This is a genomic window from Flavobacterium salilacus subsp. salilacus (assembly GCF_004634195.1).
In the GTDB taxonomy this organism is placed as follows: Bacteria; Bacteroidota; Bacteroidia; order Flavobacteriales; family Flavobacteriaceae; genus Flavobacterium; species Flavobacterium salilacus.
The window spans coordinates 112,634-137,798 of the sequence record NZ_SKBP01000002.1; the positions used below are offsets into that span (position 1 = coordinate 112,634).

Sequence of the window (25,165 nt, forward strand, 5' to 3'; positions counted from 1 at the left end):
CACATCCTAGAAAAAAATGAAATTGTTTATTATTGACTGGACTAAAGAGAGTACAACACCGCTTATTGAGTATTGCAAAAAGACATCTCATAAAATTGTAGGTACGCAAATGGCAGACGGAGGTACTGCCTATAAAGATACCGCACTAAGCAAACCCGATGCCGTTGTAATTAATTATGCCGTTAAACCCTCGCATGGCAGGGAAACGGCGCAGCAAATACGCAAACGGAAGTCAACCTCCGCAATACCTATCTATTTCATTAACGGCGATGAGGATGATAATGAAAAAGCCGAAAATATAGGGATATGCCTGTCCGAGGAAGAGTTTAAAGATTTACTTGATACCGATCATTTAAATACTTCACTCGAAAGTTTCATGCTGTAGGCAATAGTAAAATTATTACATCACTGTAAGAATTCATACATTTACTACGTTCTACTATAAAAACCCAAATTATGCAAAAGTTTCAGTTGCAACTACTTTTCCGCATTATTGGCATCGGCTCAGCTTCAGGACTTTTCTTCAATGGCAGTTCGCTATTCATACTATCCGATAATAGCCATATGCTTTATGAATATCATATTGACAGTAAAAAGCTGAGCAAAACGGCTTTGGTTGCCAAAGATTACAACGGACCTATGGAAAATGTACCCAAAAAAGATAAGCCCGATTATGAAGCTTTGGCTGTAAAAGGTAACGACCTGTATCTGTTTGGCTCAGGCTCTACCGAAAACCGAAACAGTATAGGGCATATTGATATGAAAACTAAAGAAGTTTTCCCACACCTTGACGCTACCGATTTGTATCTTGCTATGCAAAGCTTTAGCGAAATAAGACCGGAAAATTTTAATATAGAAGCTGCCGTTAACGATGGCGATACTTGGTACTTGTTACAACGTGGCAATGGCACATCCGGACAAAACGGAATTTTTACGCTTGAAGGCAATATATCCGATATGTTTTTTCAAATTATATACAACCCTATCGAGTTACCCGAAATAGGTGGTGCGCAGGCAGGCTTTACTGATGCCGTTAAAGTAGGCGACCGACTTTACTTTTTGGCTGCCGCCGAAAAATCAGCCTCTACCTATCTGGATGGCGAAGTAACCGGAACAATTATAGGAAGTATAGATATTGAAACCATGAAATTGGGCGATACCCAAATTATAGGAAAAAACAAATTTGAAGGTATTACACTATATAAAGACAATGGCAAAAAACTTGAATTTTTATTGTGTGAAGATAACGACAGCCCGGAAGCTGTATCCGATATATACAAATTAACGATTGATAAGTAAGCCTCTCTCCATCCCTCTCCTTTGGAGAGGGAGTGTTCCCCCTTTGGGGGTTAGGGGGCTTGAAAAATTTTCGCTCCTCTCCCAACCTTTTGCAACTTTTGCTGCTCTATATAAACAAAGAGACATATTGTGATAGACGAAAAACTCATAGCAGCATGCAAGAAAATGCACCGGGATGCCCAAAGGCAGGTGTATGAACTTATGGCACCCAAGCTGTACCATACTTGCAAAAGGTACTTAAAACGGGAAGAACTGATAGAAGAGGCTATGGCCGATGCCTTTTATACCATTTTCACCAAACTGGATCAATTGAAAGAAAGTAAAGCTTTTGAAGCATGGGCACGCAAAATTGCGGTAAACCAATGCTTACCGAGCCTAAAACGAAACGTGAACTTTAATATTTATATTGAAGATATGGCAGCCGCAGCCGAACCTTCGGAAGCTCAATCGGTCGGGCTGGAAGAAGAAGACCTGCTGCAATTGCTGACACACCTGCCCGAAGGATGCAAAACTGTATTTAACCTTTTTGCCATCGAAGGCTATTCGCACAAAGAAATAGCCACTATGCTGAACATTAGTGAGGGAACTTCCAAATCACAATTAAATGTCTCCCGAACAAAACTTAAGGAATTAGTAAACAATGTTTATTATCAAAACGTGAACAGCAATGGAAAATAGAGATAAAATATACGAACAGTTTAAAGAAGCTGTGGATAAAGCCGAACAAAAAGGTTTTGACCGTATGGAAGCGGTATGGAACCATGTAGAGGAAAAACTGGACAACAAAAAGAAACGCCGTGCCATAGCATGGTGGAAATATACAGGCATTGCCGCACTGCTCCTGCTGTTCATCAGCATAGGGAATCTTCTTATCAATAACAATCCTGATGTTATAACAACACCTAACGTAACACCCGAAAATAATGTTACCGTTATAGACACCCAAAAGATAAAGGAGACTTTTAATCCTAAGCATGAAAAAGTGATTGAGGAAGAGGTTGTTGTAACAGAACCTGCCGTTATACCTAAATCTGACAATAGAAATATTTCAGATTCGGTATATTACGAGAAAGTAGCTCGCTTTACAACTGCTGAAGAAGTAAATAATCCTAAATACCCTCTTAGAACAAAAACAATAAAACACAAAGGCGTTATTCAATCATATTCGAAACAAGTAAACCCTGACGGTACAATTACATTTACAGGTACTGTAGCTGATAAAATAGGTCGTTTACCTGGCGCATCTATTGCTATAAAAGGAACCAATAATACAACTAAATCAGATATAGATGGTAAGTTTACAATAAATATTAAGCCGGGCGATACTTTACAAGTATCCTATGTTAGCTTCGATTCAAAAGAGATGGTAGCTGATTTATCAAACAATAATACTAACATAGTTTTGGATGCTCAGCCATTATCATCAGTCATTGTAGACAAATACCGAGCAACTGTGCAAAGAAAAAAGGCTACTACAGCAACAACATTATCTACACAAGGATATGTTAACCAATCGTTATCCAACTCAGCAACCATAAGCCAAAATCCCGGCAATCAATATCCGGCAGTTACTACCAATCGTTATCCTGTAAAAAGTGCTGATGCAAAAGAAAAGTCTGCTGATGCGGTAGCCTCAGTCGAAGCAGTCGAAGACAGAGCCAACGCATCCGTAATTCAAAGCCTTCAAGGGCAGGTAGCCGGACTTAATATTGCCACAGGTTCAGGACAACTGGGTGCAGACAGTACTATAATACTACGCGGTGTAGGCACTATAAACGGTAACGCAGAACCCCTGTTTGTTGTAGATGGTATTCCTGTAGATGAAGATGGGTTTAGGAGTATCAGTCAAAATGACATAGCTTCCTATAGCATTCTAAAAGATGAAGCAGCAACATCAATATACGGTAACAGAGGGGCAAACGGAGTTATTGTTATTACTACTAAAAACGGAGCAGGTTATTACTTAGGAAAAAGCATAAATTCTCAAAGCAGAGAAGAAATAAAAATAGAACTTAATAATATTAGTACTATACCCAACGGTAAAAAACCGCTTTATATAATAGATGGTATACCGGTAGATGAAGTAACCTACAAAAATTTAAGTCTTGACGATATTGCCAACTGTAAAGTACTTAAAGATGGGGCATCAACAGCTATATATGGTAGTAAGGGAGCTAATGGTGTGGTAATAATAAATACTATAAAAGCTTTTAGAGATATAACTTCAAATTATAACAGTAACGAGCAAAGTAGTGAAACTAAAGATGAAGAAACCAATTTTAATCCAAATGCTAAAATCCAAATAGATAGTGAGGATTACGAATCTTTTGAGGAAAACCAGTTTGAAAACACTGCTATAATGCCACTTTCAACATTTTCTATTGATGTAGATAACGCTTCATACACCAATATACGTCGTTTTATTAACAATGGGCAAACTGTACCTAAAGACGCAGTAAGAGTTGAGGAAATGATTAACTTTTTTAAGTATGATTACAAGCAACCTACACTTGGTACGCCCTTTTCCATGCACACCGAATATAGCGATGCGCCATGGAACTCCAAACACAAATTACTAAAAATAGGTTTGCAAGGTAAAGATATACCAACCTACAACCTTCCTGCATCTAACTTCGTCTTTCTAATTGATGTATCCGGTTCAATGGGCGATAGCAACAAGCTACCGCTACTAAAAGAATCGATGAAACTGTTGGTTAACCAAATGCGTGCGGAAGACAGGATTGCCATAGTAGTATATGCAGGAGCAGCAGGTTTGGTACTGCCTTCTACCAGCGGTGCCGAAAAACAAACAATAATCCGAGCTCTTGATAAACTTGAATCGGGTGGTAGTACCGCAGGGGGTGCAGGTATAGAACTGGCTTATAAAACGGCTCAGGAAAACTTTATCAAAAAAGGGAATAACCGTGTGATACTGGCTACCGATGGCGATTTTAACGTAGGTGCATCATCTAACACTGATATGCGGACACTTATTGAACAAAAGCGTAAAAGTGGTGTTTTCCTTACTTGTTTGGGCTACGGTATGGGTAATTATAAAGACTCTAAAATGGAAATACTTGCCGATAAAGGTAATGGTAACTATGCCTATATTGACAATATGCAGGAAGCCGACCGATTTTTACAGAAAGAATTTAAAGGCTCGATGTTTGCCATAGCTAAAGATGTGAAGATACAAATAGAGTTTAATCCTAAACACGTACAGTCGTATCGATTAATAGGGTATGAAAACCGCAAACTGCGCAATGAAGATTTTGCCAATGACGCTATTGATGCAGGCGAACTGGGCAGCGGGCATACCGTTACCGCATTATACGAAATAATCCCTGTGGGTGTAGATAGCGATTACTTTACCCCTGCTCCTGAACTAAAATACAGCCAGCCGAATACCGCACCAGGAAGTCACAGCGATGAACTCGCCACTATAAAATTCAGGTATAAAAAACCGGATGAAGATGTTAGTAAGGAAGTTGTGAAGGTAATTCCGAATACATTAGTACCATCGGAACTGACAACTCCCGACTTTAAGTTTGCTGCTGCGGTAGCATGGTTTGGGTTAAAATTGAGGGATAGTAAACTGATACCGAACAAAGAAACCGAGGCTATTATAAAACTGGCAAAAGAGGGATTGAATAACGACCCGGAGGGCTACAGAGCAGAATTTATAAGGCTCGTGAACAGGATAGAATAATCAATAATTTTAGTTCTATAGGTTTAGTTAATTAAAAAGCCCCTGCAATAATTGCAGGGGCTTTTGCTGTTTTTATTTTTTGAGGAATTTATTGTTTGATAAACTTGCGTGTATATACATTTTCGCCTGATGTAAGGCTGATAACATACACACCCGGTTGCAGTGCACTAACATCAACTGTATTATTACTAACATTACCTGATAAAACCGTTTTTCCTAAAACATCAACAACGGTAATTGCAGTAATATTTGCATTGGTATTTATGTTTAATAAAGATGTTGCAGGGTTAGGATATAACACTACATCACGCTGTAGTTTGTTATCATTTACTCCCAGTATTTCACTAACCGTTATACAATCACTAATATCCTCACAACCGTTAAGCGTTACAACAACAGCATATTCCCCAACAGCAGTAGCTGTATAGCTTTGCTCTATAGCACCGTCTATGGGTTGGTTATCGTTATTACAATCCACCCACTGATAGCCTGCTCCTTCCTGAGCTACACTAAGGGTATTCCCTGTTAAATCAGCAGTAGTATCAATAGTAACTATAGTAACATTTACTGCTTTTCTTTCGCTTTCGCAAGCGTCTATAGTTTGTGATACATAATAAATACCTCCATCTGTTAGCTCTGTCGTAAGTTCTAAAACAGAACCTTCGGTTTCAGCATCATACCAAACTAAATCAGTTCCTGTAACTACAAGATCGCTCAATACAGCACCTGCACATACCATTTGGTTTTCATCTCCTTCAGGCAGCGGGGTATTACATGGCACTTCATAAGCTCCCATATCTATACTTAAGCTCTGCACCCTTTCATTACCTGCAATATCGGTAGTTATTTCTGAAAGATCAGGAGTTTGTCCTGCCTCATAATATGTAAAACTACCTGCATTAATAGTCACACTGGTCGCCTGAGGTGTATAATCGCCTCCGGTAAAAGGAGCTGTACTAAAATCAGGAGCATCAGTAAACAAAGGGTCAGTATCACCGCTTATGTTTCCGTTATCAGTATCGGTCAATCCTTGTACAAGGCTATACTCATAGGTAGGTGCAACGTCTGATTCTACCCCGCTGCTGTTACCATATATAATACTGTTTCTTACAGCAATATCCGAACCGGAATTAAGTAAACCTCCTCCTACATTCGCAGATGAATTACCCGCTATGGTAACATTAGTAAAAGTAGCTGGAGCATTGGAGTTATATATACCTCCTCCAACAGGGTTTGTAGTCGTGTTTCCTGTTACTGCCACATTGGTAAATATTGCAGCAGAATCAATATTATAAATACCCCCGCCCGGTCCTCCGGTAGCTGCATTACCGCTTACAACTATATTGGTAAATTCAGCATCAGAATCATTATATATACCGCCGCCAATAACTGCTGCATTATTGCTTACAGTTCCGTTTTCAAAAGTTAAAGAAGTAGCATTGTTATAGATACCTCCACCCGGTCCGCCGGCTGTATTATTGGTTAAGGTTACATTAAAAAGAGTAGCCTCAGAGGTAACTGTACATATAGCGCCACCGGGTGCACTGGCTGAATTTCCATCCATAGTAGCATCTGTCAGCTCAAGAGAACCTCCTGTAATATATATACCTCCTCCGTTTGCAGAATTAGAAGTATTATTATTGATTGTTGCGGTATTAATTACCAATGAAGAATTTTCGATATATATACCACCCCCGGGAGAGTTGGCTGTGTTATCATTTATAGTAGCATTGTTAAGCACAAGAGTAGAAGTACCCGTATTATACATACCTCCTCCTACTGCTGTAGTTGTATTACCACTTATAGTTACCCCATTTGCAGTAAATGTACTACCATCGTTATATACCCCTCCACCCGGAGCTTGTGCCTCATTATCATTAATAATAACATTCGTTAATAAAAGTACAGAGCCTGCTGTATTATACATACCCGCTCCAAAAGCCATGGTAGTATTATCGGTAATTTCTACATCGGTAAGTACCGGAGAAGAATTACTATTATACATACCACCACCAAAAATACCTGAATTATCGGTTATTGTTACGTTAGTAAATGATGGAGAGGAGTTAAGGTTATATACACCCGGTCCGTTAGCAAAAACAGTATTATCGGTTATAATTACATTGCTTACGGTTGGCGAGGCATATGCATTATACATACCACCGCCATCGGCTACCTGCCCACCGTTGGATAGGGTAAAGCCATCCAAAACAGCCGTATCATTAAGTACTGCGCCCTCGGTAAAGCTGTTATTTATAACGCGGGTTACATCATTTCCTGAAAGTATAGTTGTGTAAACTTCCCAATCGCGATCATCCATTACCGGAGTTCCTGTAGCAGGGAAGCCACCATATAGGGCTACATTGTTTTTCATGATAAGACCGTTGTTCTCACTATTATAAGTGCCTTCGGCTATCCAGACTTGTTCTGTTCCATCAGCATCAATCATAGCCTGAATGCCGGCAGAAGCATTTTCCCAGCTGCTGCCTGAGCCATCGCCTTCAGCTACGGGTTTTACATAACGAATAGTTTGCCCGCATAGCGGTGCCGTGAATAAAAAGGCCGTAACGACCACAACTGCACGCCATAGAGCCGACATGCTAAAAAAATTTGTAAGGTTTTTCTTTCTCATAATTATTATTAAATTTTTATAATGCCTTAAACTATTTAAGACGTTCAAATCTATCGTTAATAACAATTACTACGATTGTAAACCCTAATACTTTTTTGTCAAAAAACACACATATTTTGTTATAATAGGCTTGAAGAATATTATTATAACAAACAATAGATTAATTAGTTACATTTTTAACAATAACCTAATCAGGTTGCTCCAAAACCTAATCAGGTTGCTCCAACTATTTTTCTATCTCCCTCAAATTCTCCATCTTTTTACACTCTAAGAAACCTTTTATATCTTCAAAATGTTCTTTAACCCGTTTGTTGCCAAACTCAAATACTTTGGTTACCAGCCCATCAAGAAAATCCCTGTCGTGCGATACTAATATCAATGTACCGTCAAATGCTTTCAGGGCATCTTTAATAATATCCTTTGTTCGCATGTCCAGGTGATTGGTAGGCTCATCCAGTATCAGCACATTTACAGGTTCGAGCAGCAGCTTTATCATAGCAAGCCTTGTTTTCTCTCCACCCGAAAGCACTTTAACTTTCTTGGTCGTATCATCGCCACTAAACATAAAAGCTCCTAATAAATTTTTTATCTGTGTCCTGATGTCACCTTCCGCAATACGGTCAATAGTTTCAAATACGGTCAGGTCTTCGTCCAGCATAGCAGCTTGGTTTTGTGCAAAATAGCCTATCTGTACGTTATGCCCTACCTCCAGCTTGCCTTCAAAGTCAATTTCGCCCATGATGGCCTTTATCATAGTCGATTTTCCTTCACCATTTTTACCTACAAAAGCCAGTTTTTGTCCCCGCTCTATAACCATATCAGCATTTTTAAACACAACATGGTCGCCGTATGATTTAGATAATTCATTAACTACAACAGGGTATTGCCCTGAACGCGGTGCAGGTGGAAATTTAAGACGAAGTGCCGATGTGTCAACCTCATCCACCTCTACCAGTTCCAGTTTTTCGAGCATTTTTACGCGCGATTGCACTTGTAAGGTTTTTGAGTATGTTCCTTTAAAACGTTCTATAAACTCCATATTCTCAGCAATCATTTTTTGCTGCTCTTCATACGCTTTTTGCTGATGCGCCCGGCGGTCTTTACGCAGTTCTAAGTAGTGCGAATATTTGGCTTTATAATCATATATGCGCCCCATGGTGACCTCTATAGTACGAGTGGTAATGTTATCTACAAAGGCGCGGTCGTGACTGATAACCACTACGGCTTTGGCATCGTTTACCAAGAAATCTTCAAGCCACTGGATGCTTTCAATATCCATGTGGTTGGTAGGCTCATCCAGTAATATAAGGTCGGGTTTTTGTAATAATATCTTTGCCAACTCGATACGCATACGCCATCCTCCGCTAAATTCAGAGGTTGGTCGGGTAAAATCTTCGCGGGTAAAACCCATACCCTTCAGTACCTTTTCTACCTCGGCTTCATAGTTTACTTCTTCTATAGAATAAAACTTTTCACTGAGTTCTGATACTCTTTCTATAATTTTATAATACTCGTCTGACTCATAATCGGTACGTACCGTAAGCTCTTCGTTCAGTTTGTCTATCTCATCTTTCATTTTAAAGGTTTCCGCAAATGCTTTTGAGGTTTCTTCAAACACGGTAGCATTATCTTCTGTCAGCAAGTGCTGTGGCAAGTAGGCTATAACCGTACCTTTGGGTGCAGAAACGGCTCCCGAAGAGGGCTTGCTAACGCCTGCTATTATTTTTAGCAGGGTCGATTTTCCCGCACCGTTTTTACCCATTAGGGCTATTTTATCCGTTTCGTTTATTGAAAACGAAACATCGCTGAAAAGTGTAGTACCTCCAAACTGTACCGAAAGTGCATCTGCTGTAATCATTTACATCAATTTTTAAAGCCGCAAAGATAGAATAATTAGCCTACTAAGCAATTGGAATTGCTTTGATAAAGCCACGAAAAACAATTATATTTGTTAGCCTGTAAACAATGGTATTGTGACGAATAATTTTTATAAAACGGCTTTATTTTTTGGGCTAAGTATGTTTATTATGAATGGTGTTATTTTCCCTTTACTGGATGGTAAAGAAATGACTATTCAAAAACTCGCTTTAGGATTACTTATTTGGGGAGGGTTAAGTGGTTTTACATTTGCTTATATAGTGCATCGAAAACCAAAGAAAAAGAATTGACATGAAAAAACAAGTATGGTTAGGACTGCTTTGGGGTGTATTGCTATATACAGCTACTATGGTTTTATTTCCGCTTATAGACGGAGAGAAATTTTCGCTCTACAAATTACTTATGGGTATTCCGTTATGGCTTGTGGTAGGGCTTAGTATAAGTTATCTTTTTAGAAAAAAAGGTAAGACTGCGAAAACAAGAAAGCGTTAATGAGGATTATTAATTTCATACCACGCGCATATTTCTCCATCTCCATAATCAAAATCTTCTATAAACTTTAATCCTGATTTTTCGAGTGCACGTCGAGAGGCAATATGCCCTACCATGGCACAAGCATTTATTTTTTCTAATTTCAGTTTATTAAAACCATAGTTTACAAAAAACAAGGCAGCTTCGGTGGCATAACCATTGCCCCAATATTTTTTCATAAAACGATACCCCACGTCATAAAACTTATCATGCCCGTTTACATTGCTTTCCAGCTTTAGTCCTGCCCAGCCTATAAACTCATTCGTCTCTTTCAGTATTACAGCCATACGACCAATACCATTATCTTGATATTGCTGTCTTATGTTTTTAATATGTGTTCTACTTTGCTCAATATCCGTTAACGGATTATTACCCAAATAAGTGTGTACTTCGGGATCAGAATCTAAAGCAAACATAGCTTCATCGTCAGAAGCATCTAATTCGCGATAGTAAAGGCGTTCAGACTGTAACATGAGTAGTACAAAATTATGCCCCTATAATACCTGTTGCCTTTGCAACATCCTCCTCATTCACAAATATCTGTACCGTTTGCCCGAAAGAGCCAAACCCGGCAAGTGTAGCCGATTCGATATTATCTTTTATAATGGTGCTTATACCTGCCTCTTCCAGTTTAATTTGCACTGATTGTGCCATAATTTCGCTGCCTCCATATACTTTTACCATTGCCATATCGCTATAATTTATTTGGTTACTTCTTCTTGTTCTTCCTGCTCATCGTGTTCGTCAAATTCAAAAAATAATGGTTCTATCATTATTCTGTCGGCTAACGATTCTATACGTTCGGTAATTGCTTCTGTAAAAAACAAACGTTGTGTTTTTATAATACCGTCAGACATTCGCATTACCTTAGTATCATGCCTTGCTTTAAGTATGACATTGGCATCATCTAATATAAACATTTTAAGCCGGTTTACATCAAATCCTGCCGAAGAAAACATATTGTTAAGCCTGCCCGGCGTACCGATAAGTACATCAATACCTACCGATATTTGATTCTTATCATAATCTATATCGCCCTGTTCATACACACCATACACTCTCAGGTCGGTATGTTTAGCATATTGTTTAAACAACTCTTCCATTTCGAGTACTTTAGCTTTGTCCTGCACTATTACCAGCGCGCGTGGCGATTGTTCAAAAGCTTTTTCCAGTCGTTGTATAACATTAATAACAATAGTAACAGTCTTGCCCATACCGTCAGGAGCAGCAATTACACAATCAACGCCACTCTTTATAGTACCAAACGTTTCTTTTTGTACTCCAGTTGGTTTTGTTAGCCCCGCTTCTTCAAGACCTTGTAACAGGCTTGGATTTATTTTTTTTAAAAACACGTAATATAAAATTAGTCTGTATTATTATTTACTTGCAAAAAGTTTCACGTCATTTTCAGAAATTTCAGCTCCGCCCAAAATGATAAGACGCTCTACCACATTGCGCAATTCGCGAATATTACCCGTCCAGTCATATTCCTGTAATAGCTTAATAGCTTGATCGGAAAATCTCTTTTGTGCCGTTCCCTGTTCGGTTGCTATTTTTTCGGCAAAGTGATTTATCAGTAACGGAATATCATCGCGCCTGTCATTCAATGCAGGTACTTTTACCAATATTACCGCAAGGCGGTGGTATAAGTCTTCGCGGAAACGTCCTTCTTCAATTTCTTTTTTAAGGTCTTTATTAGTCGCAGCAACTACCCGAACATCTACTTTAATATCTTTTTCTGCGCCTACCCTTTGTATCATGTTTTCCTGTAAGGCACGTAATACTTTAGCTTGTGCCGACAGGCTCATATCGCCTATTTCGTCAAGGAATATAGTACCCTTATCGGCAGCTTCAAATTTACCCGCTCTGTCTTTTACAGCACTGGTAAATGCACCTTTAACGTGACCGAAAAGTTCGCTCTCTATCAACTCCGAAGGGATTGCAGCGCAGTTAACCTCTATAAATGCCGCACCGGAGCGTTCGCTTTTTTCGTGCAGCCAATGTGCCACAAGCTCTTTACCCGTTCCGTTTGGTCCGGTTATCAATACACGGGCATCGGTTGGGGCTACTTTTTCTATTATTTCTTTTATATGGTTGATAGGCTCACTGTTACCTACCATTTCATAATTTTTGCTTACTTTTTTTTTCAGCATTTTGTTTTCTACCACCAGTACTTTACGGTCGAGCGCATTGCGTACGGTATTTAGCAATCGGTTTAAATCGGGTGGTTTCGATATATAATCAAAAGCACCTAAACGCATGGTTTGTATTGCCGTTTCAAGGTCGCCATGCCCCGATATCATTACAAATGGTATTTCGGGTTTTATTTTTTTTACAGCTTCCAGCACTTCTACACCATCCATTTTAGGCATTTTAATGTCGCACAGTACTAAATCATAATCGTCATTCTTTATCATTTCAAGTCCTTGCACACCATCTTCGGCTTCTTCTATGCTATATGTATCGCTTTCTTCTGCAAGTATTTTTCCTAATACTCTGCGGATGGCAGCTTCATCTTCTATAATTAGTATTTTAGGCATTCTTGTTTTGATTATTGGATTGTTAGATTATCTGATTTTAAAATTATGAAACACAAGACAAACTAAACATTATTTAACTCATTTTTGGGACTGTAAGCCGTTACTGACAGCTTAATACTTCAGCCATTTAAATATCTCTTTATAGGTTGGCTTTTTGCCATACATCAGGATACCGATACGGTATATTTTGGCTGCAAACCATACTACACCAAAGAATGTTCCGAAAAGTAGTACCATAGATACTATGATTTCCCATAGCGGTACGCCAAAGGGTATGCGCATCATCATTACTATGGGCGATGTAAGCGGTATCATAGAGAATACTGTTGCTACAGTGCCGTGCGGATCGCTTATTACGGTAAAGAACCCTACATATACACCAAGCATTAAAGGCATGATGATGGGCAGCAGGAATTGTTGCGAGTCGGTTTCGCTATCTACGGCTGCACCGATAGCGGCATATAGTGAACTGTATAAAAAGAACCCTCCTATGAAGTAGATGATAAATGAAAGGAATATGGTAAACAGCGGCAATTTCCATACCTCGCTAAGGTAGAGCTGTGCGCTGTTCATGGCTTCCGCCGATGCTGCCGCTGCATCCGGCTGTGCTGCCGCGCCTACCTGCACTCCAAACACATTGCTGAGTATAAAAAACAGTCCGAGTCCTAATATTGTCCAGATAAGGAATTGTAATATTCCTGCAAATGAAGTACCTATTATTTTACCCATCATCAGTTTAAACGGCTTTACTGATGAGATAATGATTTCGATAATACGATTGGTTTTTTCTTCGATAACGCTGCGCATTACCATATTGCCGTAAATAATTACAAACATCATGATGAGGTAACCGAACAACCCGCCTATTATAATTTTTATAATGCTGCCTTCTTTAAAGGTTTCCTCACCCGAAAATTTACTGAGGTGTATAACAGCTTTTGTTTTTGCTTTTTCAATCTTATCATAATCAAAACCTAATTGTTTAAGGTTGTGTTTTGTTATCTTATCGTTTACAACATCTTCTATATTGGAAACAAAATCGAGATTAGGGCTATCGTTACTTAGGTACTCCACTTTTGTGGCAAGTGCTGTTATACTATCGGCTTGCGGTACATAAATCAACCCTTCATAGCTTTCGCTTTCAGACACTTCTTTCTTAGCTATGTCAAGGGGCATTGCCGAAAGATCGGTATATTTTATATTCTTGGTATCTTTAAAATCATCTTTAAACACGCCTGTCACATCGTGTATGGCTATTTGGCTAACCTCGTCTTTATTTACATTGGCAAGATAGGCAACCAGCGTACCCATAGCAACAATGAGCAACGGGCTGAGAAACGTCATGACAATAAACGACTTGTTGCGTACCTTGGCGTTAAATTCTCGTTTTATAATAAGGGAAAGGCTCATACTATTTCTGGCTTACGGTTTGAATAAATATATCGTTCACACTGGGTATTTTTTCTACAAAATGGGTTATGTTGCCATGCTGCATAAGGTAGTTAAGCAAATCGCGCGATGTACCGCCTTGCGGTAATGACACCTCCAGTTTAAGCTCGTCATCAAGTGTTTTAAAGTCGGCTTGCTGCGTTTTATATTTTGTATTGATGTCTGCCAACAACCCCTGAAAGTTATATGGTGCAATACCTACTTCAAACGTATTGCTTCTGTACTGCTTTTTTACATCGTGCAGTTTACCCTCAATAAGTTTATTCGATTGATGGATGAGTGCAATATCATCGCAAAGCTCCTCTACACTCTCCATTCTGTGGGTAGAAAAAATAATGGTAGCTCCTTTATCACGTAGTTCTAATATTTCGTCTTTAATTAAGTTGGCATTAACAGGGTCGAAACCGCTGAAGGGTTCGTCAAATATCAACAGTTTGGGTTGGTGCAATACCGTTACCACAAACTGTATTTTTTGTGCCATCCCTTTTGAGAGTTCCTGAATTTTTTTGTTCCACCAGCCTTTTATCTCCAGTTTATCAAACCAGTATTCCAGTTGCTTTTTGGCTTCGGCTTTGGATAATCCTTTGAGCTGTGCTAAATAAAGTGCCTGTTCGCCCACTTTCATACTTTTATACAGCCCCCTTTCTTCGGGCATATAGCCTATATGCCCTATATGGTTTGGGTTCAGCTTTTCGCCATCCAGGAGTATCTCGCCACTATCGGGCATGGTTATTTGGTTTATAATGCGTATCAGTGATGTTTTTCCGGCACCGTTAGGACCAAGCAATCCATATATACTGCCTTTGGGAACTTGTAGTGAAACGCTGTTAAGCGCAGTGTAATTGCCATACTGCTTTACAACGTTGTTTACTTCTAAAATTGGTTTCATTCAGTTTGAATTGTGATTGGTAAAAATAACAATTATATGGCGTATAAGTACCGAATAATGTTACAGATTAAAAATAACCTAAATAAAAAAACCCATCCTTATGTACATAAGGATGGGAAAAATTGCTATGAAAAAGAAAAATCCACTAGTTAACTAGTGAAAACCAAATATATAAAATTATCTTAAATTATGAAAACATATCTTTAACTTTTTCAAAAAAAGATTTATCGGACTTTTCTGGGTGTGGTACGAAGTTATCGTCTGTAAGTGATTTCTCAAAAAACTGACGTTGTTCTTTACTTAAAGTCTTGGGTGTCCACACGTTAACATGTACCAACAAATCGCCGTTACCGTAGCTGTTTATGCTTGGAACTCCTTTTCCTTTCAGCCTTAATATTTTGCCAGACTGTATTCCTTCTTCCAATTTTATCCTTACTTTTCCATTTACTGTCTCTATCTCTTTAGAAGTGCCCAGGGCTGCCTCTGCAAAACTGATGTAAAGATCTAAATGTAGGTTTTCACCTTCACGTTTCAGTGTATCGTGTTCTACTTCTTCTATTACAACAATGAGGTCGCCCGGTATGCTGTTGGCTCCCGGCGCATCGTTACCCTTGCCCGAAACTTTAAGCTGCATACCATCTGCAACGCCTGCCGGTATTTTTATTGATACTGCATCATCTTGCAATATCATACCCTGCGCGTCAGCCTGTGGTGGTCGGCTTTCTATAATTTGTCCTGTACCGCCACACACATGGCAGGTAGATGCTGTTTGCATCCTGCCCAGTATGGTATTGGTTATTTTCATTACCTGACCACTACCATTACAGGTAGAGCAGGTTTTGTAGCTAACGCCTTGTGCTCGTACTTTTCGTTTTACTTTTACTTTCTTTTCTACTCCATTGGCAATTTCCTCCAATGTGAGTTTTACTTTTATCCTGAGGTTGCTTCCTTTCATTCTGCGCTGTCCGGCGCCTCCGCCAAAACCACCGAAGCCTCCGCTGAAACCGCCTCCGCCAAAAGCACTGCCGAATATATCGCCAAACTGACTGAATATATCATCCATATTCATGCCGCCTCCATTAAAGCCACCTCCGTTTTCAAAGGCTGCATGACCGTATTGGTCATAACGTGCTTTTTTGTCGGGGTCGCTCAACACTTCGTATGCTTCTGCTGCGAGCTTAAATTTTTCTTCCGCTTCTTTATCTCCGGGATTCTTATCAGGGTGATACTCAATGGCTTTTTTCCTATAAGCTTTTTTTATCTGCTCAGGAGTTGCACTTTTATCTATACCTAATATTTCGTAAAAATCTTTCTTCATTGTTTTGTTTACTTACACTTTCAGTATCATAATTAATTGCCCAATACAACTTTAGGGAAACGTATTATTTTATCGCCCAGTTTATATCCTTTTTCTACAACATCTACAATTTTGCCTTTCAACTCTTCCGAAGGTGCCGGTATTTGGGTTATAGCCTCAGCAAAGTCAGCATCAAAATTATCTCCTGCTTTTAGTTCTACCTGCTCCAATCCTTTAGATTTGAGCGTATCTCTGAATTTGTTATGTATCAACTCTACGCCTTTCAGTAATACTTCATCTTCTGTTTTTACAATTTCTGCAAGTGCCCTGTCAAAATCATCCATTACAGGCAGCAGTGCTACAAGCACCTCCTGGTTGGCTGTTTTAAAAAGTTCGATTCTCTCTTTAGAGGTTCGTTTTTTATAATTTTCAAATTCTGCAAAAAGGCGTAAAAATTTATCTTTTTCTTTAGCCAGCTCTTCTCTCAACTTTTCTTCTTCAGTAAGTTCTTCTGCCGATGGTATTCCTGCTTCGGGTTCTGATGTTGTTTCGTTTTCGTTGTTCGTGGCTATATCTTCGTTTATACTGTCTTTTTCTTTGTTTTCAGAATTATCCTGGCTCATGTTTTTAAATATTTTCTTGAACATTTAGTGTTTATATTGCTTTATCGGGATTGCAAAAGTATTGCCAAAAGTATAAAAATGTCAAATTGGCATAGCTATTATTTACTTTCTTAAAAGCTTATAATTGCCATGTTACTAATGGGTATATAATGAGTGCAAATATACTATTAGGTATTTTGAATATTATAAAAGAGGGTATAAAAAAGTAGTAATATTAAAGAAATATGTATAATATTATTTTTTTAATGCTTGTCGCACTGCCTTTTCAAGTGAAAGGTACTCAAACTGATATCCTTCGCTTATTATTTTTTTTGCGCTGACATTCTGGCTGCTAAGTAGTATTGTATGCATTTCGCCAAGCATAAGTTGCAGTATAAACTTTGGTATATTAGGCAGGAAATAAGGTACTCCCAATACTTTGGCAATGGTTTTCATCAACTCATTGTTTGTAACCGGGTGGGGCGAAACAGCATTATACACACCATCCAGTTCCTGCTGTAGCACAAGGGTGTACATATTTACCAAATCGTGTATGTGTATCCATGACTGCATTTGTTCTCCGCTGCCCAGTGCTGCGCCAAGCCCGTATTTTACAGGTTTTGCCATTTCAATAAGCGCACCGCCCTTACCGGAAAGCACTATGCCGGTACGCATTTTAGCTACTTTTATATTTAGTGTGGCTATTTTATCTGTGGCTTGCTCCCATTTTTCAACTACATGACCTAAAAAAGAGTCATCTACATCTATATCTTTTTCTGAGTAAACCCTGTCCAAACTATCAGGATATATACCTATGGCAGAAGCTGCTATAAAATGATTTACGGTGTTTTGTGTATTTTTAAGGATATTAAAAAGTACATTAGTAGATAGCACCCGGCTTTCTACTATTTCCTGTTTGTATGCTTTAGTCCAACGCTTAGCGACCGAAGCTCCTGCAAGATGTATAACAGCATCTACATCAGTTATACATTTTTCGTCTATAACTCCTTCTACGGGGTTCCAGTAATAGCCTTGGTACTCGTGCTTATTTTGAATTTTACTTTTTGAAGTAGTAAGGTAATTAATGTGAATTTCATTTTTACGCAGCAGCGATACCAGTTCGTTACCAACAAGACCCGTAGCTCCTGTGATTAAAACTCTCATAATGTGATTAAAACTCTCATAATTTATTTTTAAACAAAGATAAGGTCAGTAAATTACAATTACTTACCTATACAAGGGTTTAACTATTGTTTATGATTTGTTGTATAATTATACTATTTCGATTTTATACTCCATTCAAACTCCATTTGCGATACCTGGTCGCCTTTCTCATCAATTCCCACAGATGTCATCCAGAAGGTTTGCCCCTCGCCTGTTGCAATAGCCTTTTGTATTGCCTCTTCCAGTTTGTCGCCATCATTACAGGTAAAAGTAATACGCCCCGTGGCTTTTTTAGTAAAATTACCTTTGTTATTGGCTACCAGCATCGATATTTTTTTACCGCTTTTCTTTATCTGATACATTACCAGTGCACCGGTAGTAAGCTCTGCCGCCATAGCCTGCACGGCAAAATACATTGAGTTGAAAGGATTCTGATTAAACCACCTGTGCTTTACCGTAGTAACGCATTTTGCTGTAGTAATTTGTTTTACCCTTACCCCACTCCAATAAGCAGAGGGAAGTTTAAAAAAAAGAAATGTATTTAATTTTGCCGGTGTAAATTCCATAAAGCATCTGATTTTACTGCTAATATAACGATATTAGTCCAATTTTAATAAAATTTAAATTTGTTAAAATTATGTTAATTTATAGTACTTTGTATTGCATAATACCTTTTTAACACCATATATTTGCATAGAATATTAATAGCTAATATACTATACCATGACAACAACAACCGATAAAAACATAGCAACACTAATGCAAATCAGCGCATTATCGCAATATTTTATTCCATTTGGCAACTTGATTTTACCAACTTTAATATGGAGTTTAAAAAAGAAAGACTCGGAATTTATAGATTCAAACGGAAAACAAGCTATCAACTTTCAGCTAAGCCTGTTAGTTTACTTCATGACTTTACTGGTAATTTCTGTTCCTGCTATATTGTACAGCATTTTTGACGGTGTTAACCTAGCGTTGGCAAGTGAGCAGGAATGGGTTATGGAACAATTTACAGCCGGAAAAATAACAGGTATAGTGGTAATAGCTGTAGTGACAATAATTTTACTTGCAGCATTAAAAGTAATGGAGTTCTTTCTTATACTGTATGCTGCAGTAAAAAACAGCAATGGCGAAGTATATAATTATCCTATAACTATAAAATTTATAAAATAATCAATCGCCTCCCGCAGGCAAGTTCAATCATCAATCTCAATCATCATCAATCATCAATCAAAAACGAACAATTATGAAAACAATGTTATTTATGGCTGTAGCAGCCTTAACAGGAGCAATGGCAACAGCACAAAACGAAGAAACAAGAAACGTGAAAAATTTTACTAACATCGAGGTTCAAAGCGGTATCGAAGTAATTTTTACTCATAGTGATACAGAGTCGGTAATGGTGTCTTCTGCCGACAGGAATAACTTACATTATGTAATTACAGAGTGTAGCGGAGAACAATTAAAAATTTACATTAACGATAAAGCTAATGATGCAGCATCAAAAATATCGGGAAATATAAAAGTATATGTTTCCGATAATAATATTGCATCTATTACAGCTACATCAGGCGCTGTGGTAAAAGTTTCCAACCAAATTAATGTTCCCAAGCTTACGGTAACATTAAAAACAGGAGCTACATTTTCAGGAAATATAAATACTACAGAGGTATGTACTATTAAAGCAGCTTCAGGTTCCGGGTTTAAAGGCAGTATTATAACGGGCGAACTTAAAACCGACATTACAGGAGGAGCTTATGTACAACTGAACGGTCATGCAGAAAAAACTGAAGTATTTTGTAGTGGCGGTACTTTAACCGCAGGTAAATTTACATCGGAGAATGCAGAGGTATGGGCAAGGCGAATGTCGTCTGTAGCTATAAATGTAAAAGAAAGTATTACTGCCAATACTGACAAATCATCTGCAATTACTTATTACGGGCAACCTGATAAAATAAACTTTGGAGATGATACCTTTGCACTAAGAAAAAACTAAAACAGTGGTTATGGAAACCACTTTCATATATAATGAATCGACAGTAAATATAGAGCCTATGAATATTGAGAATACCAAGGCACAGATGCGTAAAGGGGTTTTGGAGTTTTGCATCCTCTCGGTACTAAAAGAGAAAGATGCTTATACATCCGAAATACTGGATACCCTAAAAAACGCTAAATTGCTTGTTGTAGAGGGTACTGTGTATCCGCTGCTCACAAGACTGAAAAACGACGGTTTACTCAGCTACCGCTGGGAAGAATCAACATCGGGACCGCCAAGAAAATATTACGGTCTTACCGATGAAGGAAAAGAATTTTTAAAAGAACTGAGTGTAACCTGGACGGAGCTTTCCGATGCAGTAAATATAATAACCAGCCAAAAAGCATAGCCATGAACAAAACAGTAAGTATAAATTTAGGAGGTCTGTTCTTTCATATAGATGAGAATGCCTATCAAAAATTAAATCACTATTTTGATGCTATAAGACGTTCTCTTTCACCCGATGGTAAAGACGAAATAATGAGCGACATCGAAAGCAGGATTGCAGAGCTTTTAATCGAGAAGCTAAAAAACGACAAGCAGGTAGTGGGTATGCGCGAAGTTGAAGAAGTAATCGAAATAATGGGACAACCCGAAGATTACAGACTGGACGATGACGGCTTTGCAGAAAAAACGGAAAAAAGCAATGACTACTACGTGCCGGGTTATAACCCAAAACGTACCCGAAAATTTTATCGTGATAACGACAAAGCCATTATAGGCGGGGTATGTGCCGGTATTGCCCACTATTTCCGTATAGATCCGCTATGGGTAAGAATCCTGTTTATAATATCTCCGTTTTTATCCTTCGGTAGTACTTTAATTATTTATATCCTGTTATGGATACTTATCCCTCAGGCTATAACTACTACAGAAAAACTGGAAATGACGGGCGAGCCCATAAACATATCAAACATAGAGCGTAAAGTGCGCGAAGAGTTTGATGCATTAGGAAAAAAAATACAAAGTGTAGATTATGACAAGTTGGGAGCTAATGCAAGATCGGGGGCAGAGAAGTTGGGAAACGGATTCGAAAAAGTTTTAATGGCCATTTTTAAAGGCTTTTCCAAACTGATAGGCGCTGTTATAACTATCATGGCTGCCTTAGCAATGGTGGGCATACTTATTACTTTTTTCACCATGCTTTTCACCTCTTCTACAATAGGACCTGTATGGTATCCTTATGCTGAGGGGTTTAATTATACCGATACTCCTATATGGATAATAGCAATACTGGGGCTCCTCACAGTTGCAATACCCTGTTTAGCGTTATTCCTGCTCGGACTTAAAATTTTAGTAGAAAACCTAAAATCTGTAGGCGGTACAGTAAAATATACATTACTCATTTTATGGATAGCCTCGTTAGCCGGACTAACTTATATCTTGCTTAGTGAAAGAATGGAGATTAGTAACTCCGGTAAAACCTTTATCAGAGAAGACATAAACATTGCTGAAAATGACACCCTGAATATAAAGTTTAGGTATAACAGCTATTATGACAAATCATGGGGGAATGGTATGGGCTTTAAAATAACACAGGACAGCGTGGGTAATAATATAATATATTCTAACAACGTTAGGATGTATGTAATGAAAACCGATGAGCCGCAACCTTACCTACAGGTAGAAAAAATTTCGCTGGGCAGGTCGATGTCAGAAGCACGAAAAAGAGCAGAGTACATAAAATATGATTTTGAAATTAAGGGAAATAACTTAATTTTAGATAATTATCTTACTACTGATACTCAGAATAAGTATCGCAATCAAAGAGTGGAGCTTTTCCTGTACCTGCCACAAGGAACTTACTTCAAGCCGGATGACAGTGTAAAACATTATGATGATACTGATAATTCGTTCTTCGACCTTTGGTTTGACTCTGAAAACCTGTATCGTATGGATAAAAATAATGTGGAGTGTATTACCTGCGATGATGGTGAGGACGAGGACGTAAAAGTTGACTATGAAACCTCTACCCATGCCGAAGGACATATACATATTAATAATGATAGTATTAATGTAAGCATCAATGCCAATAAATAATATAATTATGATAAAAGTGATAATCCATATAACCAAAGTAATTATTGCAGTAATAACTGCTTTATTATTCAGCTCCTGTGTATTTAGTGGAGAAAACGGTAAAAATGGTAGTAATGGTGTTTTTTCTCAACGAGTAAGCGGTAACGGTAATGTAATAGAACAGGATCGTAATATTACTCAGAGCTTTACCTACATAGCTGCCGGTAACGGTCTGGAGGTACTATTGGAGCAAGGTAACCAAACAACCGTTACCGTAGAGGCTGACGAGAACCTGCAACAATATATAAAAACAGAGGTAGAGGATAATGAATTAAAAATTTATACCGATGCTAACATTACCAATGCAAAAGCAAAAAAAATAACAGTACGTATGCCCGAAATAAAAGGTATATCAACTTCAAGCAGCGCATCAGTAACAAATAAAACGTTGATAAAGGCTGAAAACCTCAACCTGTCGTCCAGTAGCGGGAGTAACCTGAATGTTACTATTGATACCGAAAATGTTGCCTGCGAGTCCAGCAGTGGCAGTACAATTACAGTACGTGGTAACACAACTCAACTGACAACAGATTCATCGAGCGGAAGTTCATTAAACGCAAAAGGGCTTACCGCAAAAAGTGTAACAGCCGAAGCATCGAGCGGTAGCAATACAAGCCTTAACCCACAGGAAAGCTTAAATGCCGATGCATCAAGCGGAGCCAACATTCAATACATAACAGTGCCAAAACAACTTAATAAAGAAACATCTTCCGGAGGAAGCATATACAAAGGTTAGCCTTTATCATTAACCTGTCATATACATGATAATCATAAAAAAACATCAGCATACGCTGGTGTTTTTTTATATATTTGCCAAACAACCTACACCAAAAATCTATAAAATGAAGAATATATATATACTGCTGCTCGCGGTACTTTGCTCTACGGCTGCACTCGCACAGAAAAAAGAAAAGATAAAAGGTTCTAAAACCGTAACAGTTACCCAAAAAGAAGTAGGCAGTTTTGACAACGTAGAGATAGAGGATAATTTTGAAGTTTTTTTGGTAAAAGGCGATACCGAAGCACTGGAAGTAGATGCTGACGATAACCTGCATGAAGTAGTGGCTGCCGAGATATATGGCAGTACCCTGAGAATAACAACAACCAAGAATGTAACCGGTTATAAAAAGCTAAGCGTAAGAATAACCTATACTGATAAACTAACAAGTATTACGGCTAAACACGAAGTGGTGCTCAATGCACTTACAAGTCTTGAGCTTACTAATATCACTGTAAAAAATTTAGATTACTCAAAATCATACCTAAATGTAAAGTCTAAAAATTTTAGCTTGATAATGGATGATAAAACAAAAGCCGAAGTTAATATACAATCAGACAGCACTACTGTTATACTCAGTAAGAATGCTGAATTGAAAGCGTTGGTAGCCACACAAAACGCAAAAATAGATTTATACCAAAAAGCCACTGCGGTTATAGAAGGCGATGCAACTAAAGCCCAGATACGCCTTGATAATAATGCCGAATTGGAAAGTAAAAAATTTACTGTAAAAACTATGGATATTTTGGCGGAAGGTTACAGCACCTGTAATGTAATGGCTGCGGAGTCCATTAGTATTTCGGCTAAAGGAAAAACTGAAATTCAGTTATACGGAGCTCCAAAAATAGAGATGAAAGCTTTTACAGAAAATGCAGCTTTGTATAAAAAAGAATAAAAACACAGGCTATAAATCATAAAAAAAGCAGTACTGACAGTACTGCTTTTTTTATGACTTCCAAATAGTTATGAATGATCGTCAAGTGTTGTTAAATAACGCTCTGCATCAAGTGCCGACATACAGCCTGATCCTGCTGCTGTAATAGCCTGTCTGTAATCTTTGTCCTGAACATCGCCACAGGCAAAAACACCGGGTAGTTTCGTTTTAGTGGTTTTACCCTGTGTAAGTATATATCCGGTTTCGTCCATGTCCAGTTGTCCTTTAAAAATATCGGTATTGGGCTTATGCCCTATTGCAATAAACAATCCTGTTATGGCAATCTCTGTTTTTTCATTAGTTTCATTATTCACAATCCTAAGTCCCTCTACCACTTGATCACCAAGAACCTCATCAACCTCGCTGTTATAAAGTACCTTTATATTAGGAGTGTTTTCTACACGGTGCTGCATCGCTTTAGAGGCTTTCATATAATCTTTACGTACCAACATAGTAACGCTTTTACATATATTAGCCAAGTATGTAGCCTCTTCGGCAGCAGTATCCCCTGCCCCTACTATGGCAACATCCTGTCCTTTATAAAAGAAACCATCGCAAACGGCACATGCCGAAACACCTCCGCCCCTAAGGCGTTGCTCGCTGGGCAAACCAAGATATTTTGCCGTTGCGCCTGTTGCAATTATTACTGTATGGGCATGCACTTCTTTGTTATTATCTATTGTTACTTTGTGCCATCCGCCTTTTTCTGTACTAAACTCAACAGCGGTAGCCATACCAATGCGCACTTGCGTACCAAAACGCTCTGCCTGCTGCTGTAGGTGTATCATCATGGTAGGGCCGTCTATACCTTCAGGATATCCGGGAAAGTTATCCACCTCGGTTGTGGTAGTCAACTGACCTCCGGGTTCCATCCCTGTGTACATTACAGGGTTCATATCAGCTCTTGCGGCATATATTGCTGCTGTATATCCGGCAGGACCGGAACCTATAATAAGGCATTTAATTTTTTCTATAGTTGTATCAGTCATAGTATATTATTGCTAGTGTTTGTAGTGATGCAAATGTAAGTTTTTAATTAAATAACACCTACGCAAACTAATCAGTTTTCATTATCAATAAATAAAATAACTCTATCGCTTTGCAAAACAAATATAAGTAGTATATTTGCATCCTCTTATTGCATTACATTTTGTAATACATTTTGTAATACATTTTGCATTACATTTTGTAATACATTTTGTAATACATTTTGTAATACATTTTGTAATACATTTCGGGGTGTAGCGTAGCCCGGTTATCGCGCCTGCTTTGGGAGCAGGAGGCCGCAGGTTCGAATCCTGCCACCCCGACAATAAAAAATCCTTTCTGCAATGCAGAAAGGA

General features: G+C 38.4%; 25 protein-coding genes, 1 tRNA gene and 1 pseudogene. 14 read left to right on the plus strand and 13 right to left on the minus strand.

All coding sequences use genetic code 11. The annotated features are described in order from the left end of the window. Positions 1–16: 16 nt before the first annotated feature. From E0W68_RS03615 to E0W68_RS13940, 5 genes and pseudogenes are all read left to right on the plus strand, one after another. Positions 17–385, plus strand: a complete 369-nt coding sequence (locus tag E0W68_RS03615) for a response regulator (protein ID WP_135218050.1) — start codon at positions 17–19, stop codon at positions 383–385. 71 nt (positions 386–456) lie between these two features. After that, entirely contained in the window at positions 457–1,299 is an 843-nt protein-coding gene (locus tag E0W68_RS03620) for a DUF6929 family protein (protein ID WP_135218051.1), read from the plus strand. Positions 1,300–1,464: 165 nt separating this feature from the next. After that, positions 1,465–1,977, plus strand: coding sequence for an RNA polymerase sigma factor (locus E0W68_RS03625; protein ID WP_135218249.1), 513 nt, complete (start codon positions 1,465–1,467; stop codon positions 1,975–1,977). A 64-nt stretch (positions 1,978–2,041) separates the two neighbouring features. After that, positions 2,042–3,232: pseudogene (locus tag E0W68_RS13935) on the plus strand (carboxypeptidase-like regulatory domain-containing protein); the annotation flags it as partial. Beyond that, entirely contained in the window at positions 3,227–5,008 is a 1,782-nt protein-coding gene (locus tag E0W68_RS13940; protein ID WP_368856527.1) for a vWA domain-containing protein, read from the plus strand. The pseudogene E0W68_RS13935 and the gene E0W68_RS13940, both read left to right, overlap by 6 nt. An 88-nt stretch (positions 5,009–5,096) precedes the next feature. Here the strand turns inward: E0W68_RS13940 and E0W68_RS03635 are convergent, their stop codons facing one another. Next, positions 5,097–7,640, minus strand: a complete 2,544-nt coding sequence (locus E0W68_RS03635; RefSeq protein ID WP_135218053.1) for a T9SS type A sorting domain-containing protein — start codon at positions 7,638–7,640, stop codon at positions 5,097–5,099. Positions 7,641–7,866: 226 nt separating this feature from the next. Beyond that, on the minus strand, positions 7,867–9,498 hold the full coding sequence (locus tag E0W68_RS03640; RefSeq protein WP_135218054.1) for an ABC-F family ATP-binding cassette domain-containing protein: 1,632 nt from the start codon (positions 9,496–9,498) through the stop codon (positions 7,867–7,869). A 115-nt stretch (positions 9,499–9,613) separates the two neighbouring features. On the opposite strand from E0W68_RS03640, the gene E0W68_RS03645 reads away from it, so the two are divergent. Both E0W68_RS03645 and E0W68_RS03650 read left to right on the plus strand, forming a co-directional pair. Next, complete coding sequence (locus E0W68_RS03645; protein WP_135218055.1) at positions 9,614–9,808, plus strand: hypothetical protein; 195 nt, start codon at positions 9,614–9,616, stop codon at positions 9,806–9,808. Between the two features lies 1 nt (position 9,809). Then, the gene (locus E0W68_RS03650) at positions 9,810–10,010 is read left to right on the plus strand and encodes a hypothetical protein (RefSeq protein WP_135218056.1); all 201 of its coding nucleotides are present in this window, start codon (positions 9,810–9,812) and stop codon (positions 10,008–10,010) included. On the opposite strand, the gene E0W68_RS03655 is transcribed toward E0W68_RS03650, so the two are convergent. From E0W68_RS03655 to E0W68_RS03700, 10 genes are all read right to left on the minus strand, one after another. After that, positions 10,007–10,522 (minus strand): GNAT family N-acetyltransferase, encoded by a 516-nt coding sequence (locus E0W68_RS03655; protein ID WP_135218057.1) that lies wholly within the window; start codon positions 10,520–10,522, stop codon positions 10,007–10,009. The genes E0W68_RS03650 and E0W68_RS03655 overlap by 4 nt on opposite strands. 13 nt (positions 10,523–10,535) lie before the next feature. Next, on the minus strand, positions 10,536–10,739 hold the full coding sequence (locus E0W68_RS03660) for a putative signal transducing protein (RefSeq protein WP_135218058.1): 204 nt from the start codon (positions 10,737–10,739) through the stop codon (positions 10,536–10,538). An 11-nt stretch (positions 10,740–10,750) separates the two neighbouring features. Then, complete coding sequence (locus E0W68_RS03665; protein ID WP_135218059.1) at positions 10,751–11,401, minus strand: DEAD/DEAH box helicase; 651 nt, start codon at positions 11,399–11,401, stop codon at positions 10,751–10,753. A 24-nt stretch (positions 11,402–11,425) separates the two neighbouring features. Beyond that, positions 11,426–12,589 (minus strand): sigma-54-dependent transcriptional regulator, encoded by a 1,164-nt coding sequence (locus tag E0W68_RS03670; protein ID WP_135218060.1) that lies wholly within the window; start codon positions 12,587–12,589, stop codon positions 11,426–11,428. Between the two features lie 111 nt (positions 12,590–12,700). Further along, on the minus strand, positions 12,701–13,999 hold the full coding sequence (locus E0W68_RS03675; RefSeq protein WP_135218061.1) for an ABC transporter permease: 1,299 nt from the start codon (positions 13,997–13,999) through the stop codon (positions 12,701–12,703). 1 nt (position 14,000) lies between these two features. Beyond that, positions 14,001–14,927 carry an ABC transporter ATP-binding protein gene (locus E0W68_RS03680; protein ID WP_135218062.1) on the minus strand — a complete coding sequence of 309 codons (927 nt, stop codon included), beginning with the start codon at positions 14,925–14,927 and terminating at the stop codon, positions 14,001–14,003. A 187-nt stretch (positions 14,928–15,114) separates the two neighbouring features. After that, positions 15,115–16,245, minus strand: a complete 1,131-nt coding sequence (gene dnaJ / locus E0W68_RS03685) for a molecular chaperone DnaJ (protein WP_135218063.1) — start codon at positions 16,243–16,245, stop codon at positions 15,115–15,117. 32 nt (positions 16,246–16,277) lie between these two features. Continuing rightward, on the minus strand, positions 16,278–16,871 hold the full coding sequence (locus E0W68_RS03690) for a nucleotide exchange factor GrpE (RefSeq protein WP_135218064.1): 594 nt from the start codon (positions 16,869–16,871) through the stop codon (positions 16,278–16,280). Between the two features lie 210 nt (positions 16,872–17,081). Beyond that, positions 17,082–17,990, minus strand: coding sequence for a TIGR01777 family oxidoreductase (locus E0W68_RS03695; protein WP_135218065.1), 909 nt, complete (start codon positions 17,988–17,990; stop codon positions 17,082–17,084). Positions 17,991–18,103: 113 nt separating this feature from the next. Next, positions 18,104–18,556: a DUF4442 domain-containing protein gene (locus E0W68_RS03700; RefSeq protein WP_135218066.1), complete on the minus strand. Its 453-nt coding sequence runs from the start codon at positions 18,554–18,556 to the stop codon at positions 18,104–18,106. Between the two features lie 157 nt (positions 18,557–18,713). On the opposite strand from E0W68_RS03700, the gene E0W68_RS03705 reads away from it, so the two are divergent. The 6 genes from E0W68_RS03705 to E0W68_RS03730 all read left to right on the plus strand — a co-directional run bounded on the left by E0W68_RS03705 (position 18,714) and on the right by E0W68_RS03730 (position 23,783). After that, a complete protein-coding gene (locus E0W68_RS03705; RefSeq protein WP_135218067.1) occupies positions 18,714–19,166 on the plus strand; it encodes a DUF4870 domain-containing protein in 453 nt (150 codons plus the stop codon). Between the two features lie 73 nt (positions 19,167–19,239). Further along, a complete protein-coding gene (locus E0W68_RS03710) occupies positions 19,240–19,989 on the plus strand; it encodes a GIN domain-containing protein (RefSeq protein ID WP_135218068.1) in 750 nt (249 codons plus the stop codon). A gap of 58 nt (positions 19,990–20,047) precedes the next feature. Next, a complete protein-coding gene (locus E0W68_RS03715; protein WP_135218250.1) occupies positions 20,048–20,380 on the plus strand; it encodes a PadR family transcriptional regulator in 333 nt (110 codons plus the stop codon). A 2-nt stretch (positions 20,381–20,382) separates the two neighbouring features. Further along, the gene (locus E0W68_RS03720; protein WP_135218069.1) at positions 20,383–22,071 is read left to right on the plus strand and encodes a PspC domain-containing protein; all 1,689 of its coding nucleotides are present in this window, start codon (positions 20,383–20,385) and stop codon (positions 22,069–22,071) included. Positions 22,072–22,078: 7 nt separating this feature from the next. Continuing rightward, on the plus strand, positions 22,079–22,846 hold the full coding sequence (locus E0W68_RS03725; RefSeq protein WP_162845794.1) for a head GIN domain-containing protein: 768 nt from the start codon (positions 22,079–22,081) through the stop codon (positions 22,844–22,846). 106 nt (positions 22,847–22,952) lie between these two features. Next, a complete protein-coding gene (locus tag E0W68_RS03730; RefSeq protein ID WP_135218071.1) occupies positions 22,953–23,783 on the plus strand; it encodes a GIN domain-containing protein in 831 nt (276 codons plus the stop codon). 68 nt (positions 23,784–23,851) lie between these two features. On the opposite strand, the gene trxB is transcribed toward E0W68_RS03730, so the two are convergent. Beyond that, complete coding sequence (gene trxB / locus E0W68_RS03735; RefSeq protein ID WP_135218072.1) at positions 23,852–24,811, minus strand: thioredoxin-disulfide reductase; 960 nt, start codon at positions 24,809–24,811, stop codon at positions 23,852–23,854. Between the two features lie 246 nt (positions 24,812–25,057). Between trxB and E0W68_RS03740 the strand changes: the two genes are divergently transcribed. Then, a tRNA-Pro gene (locus E0W68_RS03740) sits at positions 25,058–25,132 on the plus strand. The last annotated feature ends 33 nt before the right edge of the window (positions 25,133–25,165 follow it).